This is a genomic window from Vibrio sp. Of7-15 (assembly GCF_022347565.1).
Classification (GTDB): Bacteria; Pseudomonadota; Gammaproteobacteria; order Enterobacterales; family Vibrionaceae; genus NORP241.
Genome location: NZ_JAKRGH010000010.1, coordinates 103,201 through 117,905, shown reverse-complemented (window position 1 = coordinate 117,905; position 14,705 = coordinate 103,201). Strand labels below are relative to the sequence as shown.

The following is a 14,705-nucleotide window of genomic DNA, read 5'->3' as shown; positions in this document are numbered from 1 at the left end:
TCGAATGGCTACCACCTTTTTCTTTCTTGTTGTCATGGCATTGGATTTTTTCTTTTATCTTGGCCGTTAATTCTCCAGCCAGCGACATTGAGACATGTAGCTCTTCTTTTTTGAGTCATCGTGCTAGACAGTGATGACCGTAAAGCTGTTAGTGTCATGCGGGTAATATAGTTATAGAGCCACTCAGTAGTGACGACGTAACGACTTATTTCGACTTTTCTTCTATCCCCCTATCTTTGCGTTTATTTTTATTCTTGAACTGCTTTCTATGCTTGTCCTTTTATTGATATTGGCTGTTTCTTTTGAGCAAAAACCACTCATTTAAGATTGGTTTTACTTTGTTTAAATCATTAATTATTAAGAATAATTCGGTGTTGTTCGGTTTTTTTAATTATCCGAATTAGGCGGAAGTGAAGTAGATGAACCAGTACCGAGAAACACGTATTCTTTATTCCAACGAAAACAAGCTTTCGTGAAGTGTGAAACCAAAAAGGGGAATAAAAATGGCGTGGCCAATCGTACAAGTAAACACCCTAAACCTGATGCAGGGGCCAGTGACGGAAGTTGAACGTCATGTGCTTTTTGTCGGCTTAGGTACTAAAAATGTGGGTAAGTTACTTTCAGTAAATACTCAATCTGATTTTGACGAATTACTCGGCGAATCTGATTCTGAACTGAAAGCAAATGTAATGGCCGCTATGCAAAATGGTGGTCAGAATTGGACAGCAGCGGTGTCGGTGGTTGCTGCGGAAGAAGAGTGGGTTGAAGCGGTTAAGGTTGCTCAGCAAACACAAAGCTTTGAAGCGGTTGCATTGTGTATTCCAACGGCTAATCAAGCCACCATTACAACAGCACAAGCGCTTTATCATGAGCTGATTGCTAAATATGGTCGCTGGACATGGATGGCATTGTGCGCACCAGGTATTGATACCAAAACCCAAACTTGGGCTGATTACGAAGTGGCAACTGTCGCTATTCAAGATGGTATTGCCGCTGATGGCGTAATGCTGGTACCACAAATCTTCCCAGATGCACTGGGTAAGTTGATGGGCCGTTTATGTAATCGCATGGCATCTATTGCCGATACACCAATGCGCATTAAAACAGGCCCGCTGGTGGGTGATGTTACTTTGCCTGTTGATAGTGCTGGCGCAGAGCTAACCACGGCAACATTGCAAACACTAGAACAAAATCGTTTATCGGTTCCAGCATGGTTCCCTGATTACGATGGTATCTACTGGGCTGATGGCCGTCTGCTTGATGTGGAAGGCGGTGATTACCAGGTGATCGAATATCGCCGCATTATGGACAAAATTGCCCGTCGTATTCGTTTAATTGCCATTGCTGATATTGGTGATCGCTCTTTTAACAGCAGTCCTAGCAGCACGGCTCGTGCTCAACAGCGTTATTGCCGTCCACTACGTGAAATGGCCGTGAGTGGCAGTGTTGGCCAATTGGTGATGCCGGGTGAAATTGAATCACCAAAATCAGACGACATTTCCATTGTTTGGGAAAGTAAAAACTCTGTTGTTATTTACCTGTCGGCAAAACCAAAAGATTGCCCGAAAAAAATTACAGCCAACTTAATGTTAGATCTTAGCAACCCAGGAGACATTTAATGGAAAAACGAATTTCAGGTGTTAGTTTCGATATCGATATCCACGGCATTTTAGTTCATGTGGAAAAAGCATCCGTTAGTATTTCAGATGAATCAGACGTAGCAAAAACACGTGGTGTGCCAGATGGTTATACCGACGGTGCAGTAAGTGCTGAGCTGGAATACGAGCTGGATACCAAAAACTTTAAGCTGTTGGGTGAAGCGGCCAAATCGGCAGGCAGCTGGCGTAGCATTCGCCCACATGACTGTATCTTCTACGCAAATACGGGTAGTGAAGAGCTAAAAATAGAAGTGTATGGCGTGAAACTGATGATTGATAGCTTACTGGATATTGATCCGTCATCGGTGGACAAATCAAAACACAAAGTGAAAGGTTTAGTAACAGATCCTAACTTTATCCACATCGACGGTGTGTCATACCTAAGTGGTTACGACGTTCGTAACTTGATCGGCTAAGCCACGCAGCTGGGAGTAAAACTATGAGCTTTGTATTAAGTCACCGTTCTAAAACGCGCTTACAGGGTGTGCATTCTGATCTGGTGAAAGTGGTTGAACGTGCTATTGAAATCACCGAAGTGGATTTTTCAGTACTGGAAGGGCTTCGTACACCAGAGCGACAACAAGCATTGGTGGAAAAAGGGGCTTCAAAAACCTTACGTAGCCGACATTTAACAGGCCATGCGGTGGACTTAGGGGCTTATGTTCACGGGCGCATTGATTGGAGTTGGCCTTTATACCACCAGATTGCCAGAGCAATGAAAACAGCTGCGGCTGAGCTTGGCGTTACCATTGAATGGGGTGGAGATTGGAAAACATTTAAAGATGGCCCTCACTTCCAGCTGTGTCGCACTGTATACCCATAGGAGGGCAATATGCCTTTTATTACAGGGGTTCTTGGAAAAACCTTGTGGGAAGTACTGAAAGGCATCGCATTGAAAATTACTTGGAAAGTAGTTTTAGAGCGTTTTGCGACTCGTTCGGTGGTGTGGGGGCTAGAAACCTTGAAAAAGCTCACCACCAACGATGTTGTGCAAGGCACTGTCGATGATGTGATTGCCTCATTGCAAGGAAAAGGGCTTAAAGAAATTCCACAGAAGGAGAAGCCATGGATCCAAGCTGGATAAACGCTTTAGTGGGAGTGGCATCGTTTTTAACGTTGCTATCTAGCATCTTGATTGGCTATTTATTTAGGCTCTCTAAAGAGTTATCTGATCACAAACTTCACGTTGCTCGTTATATGGCAACTAAAAATGAATTAAAAGACTTAACCGTACGTGTTGAACGCCAGATGGAATCTGGGTTTGACCGCTTATCTGAATTACTTAAAAAAGAGAAATAACATGAAAAACATCGTATTAACAGCAGCAGGCCAAGAACTTCGTTTTCAACCAGAACTGTCAGCGTACAACAAATACATTAATGAAATGATGCCGAATGACAAAGTGGCACCTTCTACGAACTATTTACGCCGTATCGTACATAAAGACGATAAAGCCAAGTTAGACGAAGTACTGAAACTCCCTGGTGCAGTCTTGCGTCTGATTGCTAAGGTGAATGAGATTTTTGAAGGTGATTTGGATATCGAAGTAAAAAACTCATAAAACACGCCAAAGCGATTGAAAATAATGGGCTAGAGCAGGCCTTAACGCTCAGGGCCCATTATTTACCTCAGCAACCCGATACCACAGAAAACTTAGCTCGTGCGTTGTGGCTGGATAAGCACCACGCCGAGATTGTTGCGAGCGGAATTGCACTCGCTTTTAGTAAGGAGTAGTCATCAGTGAGCACATGTATGGATGTTTGGATGCAAACGTCAGCCATTAACCAGGTAACCACAGCGACTTCACAGATAAGTAAATCCATGGATGATCTTAGGCTGTCATTTCAGAATACCGCGAAAGAAAGTCAAAAAACCTGGGGACAAATGGCCAGCGATGCGAGTTCTTTGGTTGCCGGGTTGCAGTCTATTTTAACGCCCGCTATTCAAATGGACAGAGTCATGGGGGACATGAAATCGCTTGGCGTGGTAAAAGACGATCTCGAACAGCTAACGCAAAAGGCCCATGAATTTGCAGGCAAATATGGAAAAACATCGGAAGAGTTTCTTGTTGCTTCTTATCACATGAAAACGAGCATGGGAGAAGCGGCCAAGCTGACCAATGAAGATCTGATTGGGATCACCGATGTGTCTGCTGTTCTGGCGGTGGCCATTAAAAGTGATACCCAAGAAGCCGCTCAGTACATGAGTACCATGTATTCAACGTTTAAAGAAAGCGCGGATAAAATCGGGGTTTTAGATTGGTCGAAGCAATTGGCTGGTATGACCGCACAAGCAACGAAGTTAACCGGTGCATCTGCACAAAGTTTAACGTTAGGCATTCAGGGGCTAGATAATGCAGGCTCGGCTCATGGCATTGATATGTCAGAGCAGATCGCAGTACTTGGCATGTTGGGTAGCACAATGCCAGGGGTGGAATCTGGTGAGAAATACGAAGCTTTTTTAAATGGGGCTTTGAGGGCAGCTGGAGAGCTTGATCTAACATTTACTGATCAAAGCGGAAAGTTGCTCCCAATGTACGAGATCTTAGAAGCCATCAAAGGAAAGTATGGTGAGCTTAATGCGGCAGACATGAGTAAGATCACAGCAGCTTTCACTGTAGCGGGATCCGGCCCTTCAAGTGGTGCAAATGCAATGGAGGTGATCAACGCGTTAATTGGTCAAACAGAGCTGCTGAATAAAACTCAGGTTAAGCTCCAAATACCTGAAGTTAAAGCTACATCAGACGTTTCAGGTGCTCTGAAAGAAGCAGGGGAGCTTGGAAAGCTTAGTGGCTTTGAAGAAATGAACGATATGGCTAGTGCTACAGTCGATCAATTTCAGCGTTTAGAATCCAGCTGGTTTGCCATGCAAGCTGTCGTGTTTGGTTCAGTATTACCTGCCATTACTGCTGTAGTGGGAGTGATGGCCGATGGTGTAATGAAAGTGGTTGGTTGGACTCAAGAATTTCCTATTCTGGCTCAGATTTTGGGGGGAATAACGTTAGCAATTATAGGAGTAATTGGAGCTTTAATTGCTTGGAACATGATCGTGGCCTTTTCTCAACTTATGATGGGAGGATGGGCGAAAGCAGTTTCACTTTATACTACTTTGATGAGAGCCGCGCGTTTATCATGCTTAGGTTTTGTGATGATAATGCATACCCTTAACCTTGCTATGTTGCCTGTGGCTCTAGGCCTTCTGGCAGTAATTGGGGTTGTTGCTGCTCTAATTTATTTCTGGGATGACTTAAAAGCAGCTTTGGCTGATTTCACCTCTCTTGATACTGTAGGAGAGAAGATTGACTGGTTAATCGATAAGTTAAATATGATACCGTTTATTAATATTAAAACGGATGATAACTCGATACCTGAGCCAAATCTTCCAGATGAAGCCATAGTTAATACTCATATTAAGCAACAATCAGTCGGTGAGTCTCCATACTTAACAGGGAAAATGACTTCAGAGCCAATGCACAGTTCTGGGGCTGCTAAGTTACCGTTACAAACCCAAGGCATTGTTGCTAATTCTGGAATGCCAAACATGCCAATGGATTATGGCCCTTCTGTCGGTACAGGTGGTTACCAAGTGTGGGAAAACTATCCAGTAAGTGGGTCTCAGCAACCATTGCCTTTACAAGGAACACATCACACCAGTGTAGCAGCAAATGACCCAGCTTTGTCATCGGCACTTTCGGTATCAAAAGAAGCTGGTTCTCAAGGTCAGCACCATTACTATGACCAGCGTTCACAGCAGACTGATTTACCCGTCATTAATGGCGCAGTGAATTACGGTGCTTTGGTGCCAGGAACAAAAGTACCAACAACTGAACTTGAGCCAGAACGAGCAGAGCGGATCAATCAGCCAATTAATGATTACTTACGCCCCGGAGCAAGAAATCAGAAGCCAGTAGCTGAACAGCTAAAAGAGAGCACTGGTTGTACAACGGACAACAGCCGAACTCAGCATGTTGGGGATGTGCATATCAACCAACAGCAGCCGTTTACGCCAGCACAACTCGCAGAATGGATGGAGATGAATACGCCATGAGTGAAAACTATGTCGATCTGTTAGTGACAGATGGCGGTATCGACTTTGATGCAGGGCAGCAGCCAATTTATACCGCCGATCGCAACAGCATCGCCCAAGATATTAAACACGCCATTATGGAAAGTGGGTTACTACGGGAGTTACAAGCAGAACGCAATCGAACCCTTCGAGCGGATGTACTTACCCGCATTGAAATGTTGATTGAAGTGGACGAGCGCATTGAGCCCGGAACCGCCGAAGTTAACGAGCAAGAATCTGGTGCCCTTTGGCTGTTTGCCCAAACTGTCGATTACAGGGAAATAAGAGTGGAGGTCACATAGTATGAATAATCGACCAACAGTGAATTTTAAAGAGGTGATTGCTTCAGAAGGGATCCCAACAACCGAAGAAGCCATTGCCATAGAGCTTGAAAAGGAGGTAAAAGCAGCAGGCAGTAAAGTCAGCAATGATAATCGTATGTCACCATTTTGGCGTTTGGTTAAAGCCATTGCGGTCACCCCAACAGAATGGCTGATCGATAAGCTGTTAGCTAATCACGTATTGCCTAATACGTTTGCCGCGACAGCACAAGGTATGTACTTAGATCTAAAAGCATGGGATGTGGATTTAGAACGAAAAGCGGCCAGTAAAACACGCGGTGTGGTGGCGTTTTTTAAAGATAAACCTGAAAACCCAATCGTAATACCGAAAGGAACAGTGGTAGAAACGGCGCGCATTGAAGATAAAGTGTATCGCTTAATTGTGGTAGAAGATGTTTTGATTGCGGCTAATCAGAAAAGTGGGCTCGTTCTGTGTGAAGCGGAACAAGCAGGGGCTGGTTATAACTTGCCTGCGGGTTATTACTCGGTTCTGCCTGTTGGGGTATTTGGGATCACTCATGCAGAAAACCAGAACGATTGGATCACAACCACAGGAGCGGATACCGAAGACGACGAAGAGTTATCTCTGCGTATTCGGAATCAATTTAGTGTAGTAGGTCGGTATCACATCGATGCCATATACCGTTCTATGCTGGCGGCGGTGGCTGGGGTTCGCACCGATCAAATTTACTTTTTGCACGATGCCCCAAGAGGTCCGGGTACGGCAAATGCCTATATATTATTAGATGTAGGCGCAACGCCTAGTCATTTGCTAGAACAGCTGAATGATTACGTAATGGCAGAGGGCAACCATGGCCACGGAGATGATATTTTATGTCTTGCTCTGCCAGAAACGACTCATGCAATCAAAGTTACGGTATGGGCGAAGCCGAATATCAGTGATGAAAGAAAAGAAGCCTTAACAACACAGATTGAAAATATGATCCGTGCGGCGTTTCGAGAAAGTGATTCGTACCAGCAAGTCACAAGAACGTACCCGAAGTCGACTTTTTCATTCAGTTTGCTTACGGCCCAAATCCACCAAGAACTGAGTGAAGATTTAATGAGCTTACAGTTTGAGAATACAGATATTGTGAGCACGTTAAATATTCCAAGGTTAAGCCAGGTTGAGGTTCGCCATGGATAAAACGGATGCTGTGGACCACAGTAAATTAGCCCCAGAACTGCCCGATAAAAATGTACCTTGGTGGATGGATGGCCAAACCATAGCAACGCAGCTAAAAGAGCCTCATTTTTTAGCGAATGGAGTGATGGGGTTTTGGAAAAAAGTAAAGGGGTGGTTGCTATACCCCTTAGCTCAGCTTGATCCAATGACATGCAGTGAAAAACTTTTGGCTGTGCTGGCATGGGACAGAGACATTCACCGCTTTAAAGACGAGCCCACAGAGCTATTTCGAAAACGAGTGAAATTTGCTTTTATCAACGCGAAAGATGCGGGGGAAAAAGCTGGGTTTATTCGAATTTTTAATCGCTTAGGTGTTGGGCTAGTGGAAATTGATGAGCGAGTGCCCGAGCGAGACTGGGACATCATCACCATTCGATTAAGCGATTCACAGTTATCTGAAAATTACGATTTATTAGAAGAGTTGATCCAACAATATGGCCGCACTTGCCGCCGTTATGAATATCAAGTGATCAGCCCAACTCAACTCAATTTCACCGCATCACCACTGGATTGGGATCACCAATGCGTAGTGGCTGTATTAGAGGAGTAATCATGGCACAGAGTATCATTACTTTAGCTTTTGAGACCTACAAGGCACAACAAGAAGCCACGTCCACCCCTGTGGAACTAAACGAATTCGTTCTGGCGTTAGTACCAAATCAAGATCCAAGTCAGCCGATTGATCGTAACGAAGCACTGCCACCACAAGAGCAGATCGTGTACACCGCTGAGGTCAGTCAAAATGGGTTTGTGAACCCAAATGCGGTGGTGTATTCACTAATTATGGACACCCGGGTGGGAGATTTTGACTTCAACTGGGTTGGCTTGCGTAATAAAGAAAGTGGCGTACTGGCGGCCATTCTTCATATTCCGACGATTCAAAAGTTTAAATCGGTCGTTGGGGTACAAAATGGTAACTCTGTAACTCGTTCAATTTTAATGAGTTATGAAGGTGCGCAGCAAGCAACAGGTATCACGGTTGATGCGTCTACTTGGCAAATTGACTTTACCGCTCGTTTGTCCGGAATGGATGAATCCGCCCGTTTAGCCAATGAAGATGTATACGGGCACAGCGCTTTTTTAGCCGATGGCTTTCAAGTTGAAAAGTCGGGTGAGCAATACATTGCAAAAGCGGGCCGTGGCTATGTAGGTGGTTTACGTTGTGCATTGGAAAAAAATGTAACGCTTGATAATGCCGTCAAAGGTCAGCACGTTTATCTGGATGCTAGCTGGCAGGGTGAGCTAACCAGCCAATGGCACACTGTATTTTCGTTTAAAGTCAGTGCTGACGAATTAACCGATCATATTGGGGACGATGGCTATCCACACTTTGTGACGAAAATTGCAGAAATTAAAGCCGATGGCTCAGTGGTTGATTGCCGATCTATTGAAGGCTTTGCAGAATATGAGCGCATTGAAAATGCAGCCACTGATGCGGAAATTGATGGTAAATCAGATCAGAAAAAGCATGTGAAATTACCACAACTGTGGCGCTCTTTGTCAAACCTGCTAAGCAACAGCCATACGGGTTCTCGCACGGACTTGGCCGTCACTGAAAAAGCGTTAAAAGAAGGGTTGGCTACAAAATCTGGCACATCACACCACCATGATGATACGTATTACAAGCAGCCCCAAGTAGATTCAAAACTGGCTGAAAAGTTAGACAAAACCGCCAAAGCTGCTGATTCAGATAAATTGGATGGCCGAGATGGTTCTGATTACATACAAGCGCACTACGCCAATGGCTTGGAAGGCATGGGAGTGGCGGGTGACACGGTAAACTGGATTCGAACCACGTCTCATGGTTTATTGCCTTATGCTGCTGGTGGTGCTTCAAGCCTTGGTACATCAAGTTGGCCATTTAATACTGTTCATGGCAAAACCTTGTATGAAAATGGTGAAACACTATCGAGTAAGTATCTGCCAATACAAGGTAAAGCTGCCGATTCGGATAAGTTGGATGGGCTAGATTCTTCTGACTTCATGAAAAAGTCGGAAGGAGGCTTGCATACCCGAGTATGGGCAGGGACACAGTCAGCAAATGAAAATCAACGTTATGAGATCGGTCGATTTACGATAGATACAGCTAATTGGGCTTCTAATAACATTATTATTGTTGAGTTGTTTAATACTCACTACACCCATGGCGGATATCAAAAATACATTGTCAAATGGGGTTATGGTCAATCACATGCTGTAGTTGAGCTTGTGGAAGCTTTCGGGCAAGCGAATAAAGAGAAGCTTACTGTTAGTGATCCGGTTACGGTTAGTGGCAACAATAAATATGTCTCTATTTTTGTGGAGCAAACTAATTACAATCGATGTGCAGTTAAGCTTACCACAGCATTTATGCCTGTAGGTGCGAACCCGCCAGGTATAAGCCAGTGCTACCTTTTTGAGGATCTGCCAAAAACTGTGATTCCATCATTTTCAGCCGTAGAAACTGTCGTTAACGAAAGAAATCAGCAATTCAACGGTGAGGTTAACCTGCACCAAAACCTCACCGTAAATAATCACGGGTTAGGAGTTGTTGGCCTTTATCATTCTGAACGTTTTCAAAATGTGTTTAGCATGGGGCTCAGTTCAGATGGTTCAACACGCTATACAATGTCCGCTGATGGTGTGCGCCTACATAACTTCTACGGTATAGGTTGGGCCCACAGTAATAACCCCGACCCTGAAGCAAAAAAAATATCAGGGCATCATGCCATTTTTTGCAGTGCAGGGAAGACAAAATCAGCGATTGGTGATCACATTTGGACATCAGGTGATATGTATGAACAGAATCAAAAGCTATCTTCACGTTATGTGAAAGCCAGTGGCCCTATGGCTAGTTACGACGTAGACAATGTTCCTTGGACTTCTAACACAGGTGTTTATACAGGAACCTACCCTGGTGCTGGCTCATTAGTCGCCCAATTTAAAGGTGGAGGTTCAACGCCTGCAGCTCAAATACGATTTAATTATAGAAATGGAGGCATGTGGATTAAATCAGCGCGTGACCTTGTGGGTTTTGAAGAAAATTGGACTCAGGTCTTTACTGATAAACACCCTCCAAAGGTCAGTGATATAGAAGGCGCGTTAACAAAATACGATACCATTCTGAGTTCAAAGCAGGTGCTTATTGAAGACACTCGTGGAGTAAGTCGATTACCAAACTATTATCCCGATAGATATGTTAGCTGGGATTTTCAGAACAGAGATGACACAGGGGCAGGGGGAGACCCGTGGAACGCAGTTCATACAATTGCCAAATGGCTGAGTTATGCACACGCCCATCGTCAGGAACAAATTGCGTACACGGGCGATAGGGTAAAGCATCGTATTGCAACTAGTGAGACCAGTTGGGGGGGCTGGAAATCATTTGCTTATACAGATGATTTAGCGAAAGCTTGCCCAGTTGGCGTGCCATTACCTTGGCCTCACGAGATACCTCCAGAAGGTTTTGTTGAATGTAGTGGAAATTCATTTGTTAAATCTGCGTACCCTGAGCTAGCTAAAGTGTATCCGAGTGGGTATTTACCAAACTTACGTGGTGAGTTTATTCGAGGTTGGGATAACAAGCGAGGTGTAGATCCAGGACGCGATATTATGTCTGAGCAGGCTGATGAGTTTAAAACTCATAGTCATGCGATTAATCGACGATGGTACAACGAGAGGTCTGGTGGATCTTATGTGTGGGGCATTAATGGTTCTTCAGGTAATAGTAATGTTAAAACCGGCGAAGAAGGTGGCACTGAAACTCGTCCCCGTAATATTGCCTTTATGTACATAGTGAGAGCAGCATAATGACGTTTAAATTTTCAGATACAGATCGAACACTAACCGTTCACCACTTTGATCACGAAGGAGTGTATTTATCTTCTCAGTCGTTATTAATCGTAGCCAATTTTGGGTTACCAGCACAAAGTACAACAGACGAGCTGCCTGAATTACTAGATAATCAAACGGCGGTGTTTCGTGACGGAAAATGGCAAGCATTAAGTGATAGCCGCGGGCAAGTGGCGTACGCAAAAAGTCGTGAGCATGAAGATAACTATACTATTGAAGAGTTTGGGGAGCTACCAACTACCCATACTTTACAGCAGCCAAAAGAGTTTGATTCTTGGTGTGTTAAAAAACAGCAATGGCAATACGACAAAGAGCGTGAGCTACCCGTTAAGTCAGTACAAGAAACAGCATGGCGAGACGCAGAGCTTCTTAAGGTCTTAAGCCGTATTGATCAATACGAAAAAGATAAGAATTACCCTGCTGAGCTGAGAACTTCACCTATTAACAGTGAAGACGCCTTTTTAAATTTGCTGAAAGACAGAAAGTTGCTGAGCGACTACCCACAGTGTGAAGGCTTTCCATTTGGAGAGCGGCCTACATTATCAGGGTTAGCTACATGAGTTGGCAATCAGCATCGTACCAATGGCCTGCCTGTACGCAGGCCATACAAGAGCAAAGTGAATCGGTAACCAAGCAAATTCCAACAATTACCACTGAATCTACAACGCGATTAGAAAAAGTATCTGGCAAAGTCGGTTTTAATCGCCACTCGTTAAGTCAAGAGTCAGAATCACTGTTAGTGTTGCGAGAACAGCTGGAAAGTTTGTTGTGTCGGGGGCAAGTATTATCGGTTCATCCTTATCAATTTCAAGTTGGGAGCCAGGCTGAAGCTGGCCATCATTTATCCCCCGAAAACGCAATAGAAGTGTTAAGTAATAAACTTTTGGACTCGAACGATAAACATAAACCCAATGGTGATTTATACATGGTCGGGTGGATGTTAGCGAAAAGTTCACTGGCGGATTTTGTTCTGGCGAGTAGGGCATTGTTTAACGCGGTGAATATTCCTGAACTCGGAATGGTAGTCAGAAGATTAGAGCGTGAGCAAAGCTTACAAACCGATAAGTTCACTAAGCCAAACTGTATTGTTCAACCAAGGTTTAAACCCACAGCAAACATAAATCAGCAGCCATTGCGTGATGCTCTTTTTTGGCAAGGGGGGCAGCTCGCGCAGCTAGAAAGCCTCGCGTCGGATAAACAAACACCTGTGACGAAGCTAAAGCTACTGGCACAAAAGCGTGGTCAGCAATTAGCGCAGTGGCAGCAAGCCATTAATGATTTAAAGCACAGTAATGCTGAGTTATTTAAATTTGAAGCGGAGGGGAGTGCAGATGTTCTGGCAACAGCGCTAAAGCAATCTCAGCCGCCAGATCGTGCAAATAACTTTACGTTTGCGACCTTATTTATTAGTGATCAGCCACTTACGTTTTTATCGGAGGTATTTGCATGACAATACTGGCTCTGGATGGTGAAATCATCCCAATGAAATCGCCTCGTATCAATTTAGCGATGGAGCTAAAAGAGCAAGATATGAGCGGTCAAAGCTCGGGCACGAATGGTAGTGAACAAGGTGATAAAGGCATGATGTTAACGGTCAGTGGCCTAATCCCTTTTAAACAACCAAGTGTGCTCAAACGTTTAATGGTGCTTTCTCGTCAGAAAGAAGAGTGTAAGCGAAAAATCTACCGAATTGGTAACGAGCTTGCGCAAGCGATGACGATACGACAAGTGCGTTTTGTGGGCCGAGTGACGGCAGATGAGCAAGAAAGCCTCATGGCGTGGAAGGTCAGTTTTCAGTTGCGGGAGTATTTGTCGGTTTCGGAAGTGAAAGAGCAGCGAGAAGATGAAAAACAGGGCGATGAGCAAACGGAAACCACTGAAAATACCACACCTGCTGAGCCTAAAGCGCATGCTGCTGTGACGAATAGTGAAGAAACCAAGCAGCAAACTAAGTTTGAAGAAGCGCTCAAGCGGACGGAGGAGGCATTGACATGCGGCTAAACAAACGACTGTTCATTGATGGCGAAGTTCGTAATTTGTCTTTTGAGCAGGTAGTACTCGAATTGTCTGCTGGTGGCCGTGCGACTTTCGTGGTTGAAGGAGAAGTGACAAAAAATCAGCTTGTTGAATTACACATTGGTTATGAGGGAAAGTACCATCGTTATTTTGATGGCTTTGTGACTAAGTCTCAACCTGCTGAAAATGGCCATAGTCGTATTATTGCGAGAGAGCGCTCTGGGTTGCTGGCAGTGCGATGGCCATTAAGCATTCAGCACCCAACGGCATCAGAAGTATTAGAACAGCTCAGCTTTGATACAGGGCTAACGTTTGTTTACCCAGAGCAGGCAGAATACATGACAACACGTATTCCTAATTTTACGTCTCAGGGAACCGGCTATCAGTTGCTCAATCATTTAGGGCGGGCGTTTAATATTCCTAATTTTTGCTGGTATCAACAAACCAATGGGCAAATCTTCATCGGCAGTTTTTGTGACAGTCGATGGGTTGATCGCCCCGTGTCTATAGATAATAAATTAGCGTCACAGCATTTAGGAGGCCAAAGCATGATGCTAAGTGTCATGCCTTCTGTTCGCCCAGGTACGCTTGTTAATGGCCATCGCATTACCGAGGTGATGTTTGAAAAAGACAGCATGACGCTCTATTGGCAATCGGGTGAAGAAACGGAAAAACGTAGGCTTAATTATTTATATCCAGAGTTAGCCGCAGGGCATCATCTACCTTCATTTGGAAAAGTCATCGCTGTGGCTGATGAAAGCGAAGCGGGCCATGAAAACAACCCTTTTCGGCCACGTTATACGGTGGATGTTCAGCTACTGAATGAAGATGGCCACGTTGATGAGCTTGTACCGTTATACCGCGCAGTGCCTTTGCCTGTTGTAAGTGGCGGAGCGGAGCAAGGGCTGTTTGCGACACCCAAAGAAGGCAGTATTGTGGAAATTGCTTTTGCTTATGGCCGTAGTGATAAGCCTTTTATTCGTACTGTTTTTGGGGAAGGGTGGTCATTACCAAATACGGAACCAGATGAACAGCTAATCCAACAACGGGCGGAAGTGTTGAGCAAAACCGATGCCGCAGGTAATCACACCCAAATGACCGATCAGCAAAGGCATGTTCAGGCATTTGAGCAGCTTGATGATATCGATCGCTACGTAGGGGAGTTTGGTAGCCATGAAATTCAGGTTAGCCAGCATAGTAAAGAACACATTGCAGGGCAGAAATTAACAGAAACCTTAGGCAGCTTCGAGGTGATGGCGGGAGATGATTTAGCACTAGGCTCATTGGGTAACATGCACCAAGTAACCGCAGGGGATTATGTTCAAGTTATCGGCCAACTGCGGGATATGGTGATTGGTTTAAATGATCAAGTCACCGTGCTGAAAGATCGGATTCATACTATCGAGCAAAACGACACGCTAACAGTAGGGGGGCAGCAGCAAATCACCATTACCAAAGACAGAATTATCCAAGCTCAAAATATCACAGAGGATGCTGACACCATTAAGCTTAATGGCGGTACTGGCGTGATTACCTGTGAGAGCATTTGCCCGTTTACAGGAAAGCCACACGTGGATGGTTCAACCACCGTATTTGCAGGGAAATAAT

Annotated in this window: 15 protein-coding genes; all 15 read left to right on the top strand. The window is 44.6% G+C overall.

The features are described 5' to 3' along the window. The first annotated feature begins 503 nt into the window (after positions 1 to 503). The 15 genes from MHO82_RS12885 to MHO82_RS12815 all read left to right on the top strand — a co-directional run bounded on the left by MHO82_RS12885 (position 504) and on the right by MHO82_RS12815 (position 14,704). Complete coding sequence (locus tag MHO82_RS12885; protein WP_239184355.1) at positions 504 to 1,619, top strand: DUF2586 domain-containing protein; 1,116 nt, start codon at positions 504 to 506, stop codon at positions 1,617 to 1,619. Continuing rightward, on the top strand, positions 1,619 to 2,074 hold the full coding sequence (locus MHO82_RS12880) for a phage protein (RefSeq protein WP_239184354.1): 456 nt from the start codon (positions 1,619 to 1,621) through the stop codon (positions 2,072 to 2,074). Before MHO82_RS12885 ends, MHO82_RS12880 begins: the two co-directional genes overlap by 1 nt. Positions 2,075 to 2,097: 23 nt before the next feature. After that, entirely contained in the window at positions 2,098 to 2,481 is a 384-nt protein-coding gene (locus MHO82_RS12875) for a M15 family metallopeptidase (protein WP_239184353.1), read from the top strand. Between the two features lie 9 nt (positions 2,482 to 2,490). After that, positions 2,491 to 2,742: a hypothetical protein gene (locus tag MHO82_RS12870; protein WP_239184352.1), complete on the top strand. Its 252-nt coding sequence runs from the start codon at positions 2,491 to 2,493 to the stop codon at positions 2,740 to 2,742. Continuing rightward, on the top strand, positions 2,724 to 2,957 hold the full coding sequence (locus MHO82_RS12865) for a hypothetical protein (protein ID WP_239184351.1): 234 nt from the start codon (positions 2,724 to 2,726) through the stop codon (positions 2,955 to 2,957). Before MHO82_RS12870 ends, MHO82_RS12865 begins: the two co-directional genes overlap by 19 nt. Before the next feature lies 1 nt (position 2,958). Then, positions 2,959 to 3,219 carry a putative phage tail assembly chaperone gene (locus MHO82_RS12860; RefSeq protein WP_239184350.1) on the top strand — a complete coding sequence of 87 codons (261 nt, stop codon included), beginning with the start codon at positions 2,959 to 2,961 and terminating at the stop codon, positions 3,217 to 3,219. 179 nt (positions 3,220 to 3,398) lie between these two features. Next, a complete protein-coding gene (locus tag MHO82_RS12855; protein WP_239184349.1) occupies positions 3,399 to 5,705 on the top strand; it encodes a phage tail tape measure protein in 2,307 nt (768 codons plus the stop codon). After that, positions 5,702 to 6,025, top strand: coding sequence for a DUF2590 family protein (locus MHO82_RS12850; RefSeq protein ID WP_239184348.1), 324 nt, complete (start codon positions 5,702 to 5,704; stop codon positions 6,023 to 6,025). Before MHO82_RS12855 ends, MHO82_RS12850 begins: the two co-directional genes overlap by 4 nt. Before the next feature lies 1 nt (position 6,026). Then, positions 6,027 to 7,211, top strand: a complete 1,185-nt coding sequence (locus tag MHO82_RS12845; RefSeq protein ID WP_239184347.1) for a baseplate J/gp47 family protein — start codon at positions 6,027 to 6,029, stop codon at positions 7,209 to 7,211. Further along, the gene (locus tag MHO82_RS12840) at positions 7,204 to 7,800 is read left to right on the top strand and encodes a phage tail protein (RefSeq protein WP_239184346.1); all 597 of its coding nucleotides are present in this window, start codon (positions 7,204 to 7,206) and stop codon (positions 7,798 to 7,800) included. Before MHO82_RS12845 ends, MHO82_RS12840 begins: the two co-directional genes overlap by 8 nt. Positions 7,801 to 7,802: 2 nt before the next feature. Continuing rightward, entirely contained in the window at positions 7,803 to 11,039 is a 3,237-nt protein-coding gene (locus tag MHO82_RS12835) for a phage tail protein (RefSeq protein WP_239184345.1), read from the top strand. Beyond that, complete coding sequence (locus MHO82_RS12830) at positions 11,039 to 11,641, top strand: hypothetical protein (protein ID WP_239184344.1); 603 nt, start codon at positions 11,039 to 11,041, stop codon at positions 11,639 to 11,641. Before MHO82_RS12835 ends, MHO82_RS12830 begins: the two co-directional genes overlap by 1 nt. After that, entirely contained in the window at positions 11,638 to 12,531 is an 894-nt protein-coding gene (locus MHO82_RS12825) for a hypothetical protein (RefSeq protein WP_239184343.1), read from the top strand. The genes MHO82_RS12830 and MHO82_RS12825 overlap by 4 nt, the downstream gene beginning before the upstream one ends. Next, positions 12,528 to 13,082 (top strand): hypothetical protein, encoded by a 555-nt coding sequence (locus MHO82_RS12820; RefSeq protein ID WP_239184342.1) that lies wholly within the window; start codon positions 12,528 to 12,530, stop codon positions 13,080 to 13,082. The genes MHO82_RS12825 and MHO82_RS12820 overlap by 4 nt, the downstream gene beginning before the upstream one ends. Continuing rightward, on the top strand, positions 13,073 to 14,704 hold the full coding sequence (locus MHO82_RS12815; RefSeq protein WP_239184341.1) for a hypothetical protein: 1,632 nt from the start codon (positions 13,073 to 13,075) through the stop codon (positions 14,702 to 14,704). The genes MHO82_RS12820 and MHO82_RS12815 overlap by 10 nt, the downstream gene beginning before the upstream one ends. Position 14,705: the final 1 nt, after the last annotated feature.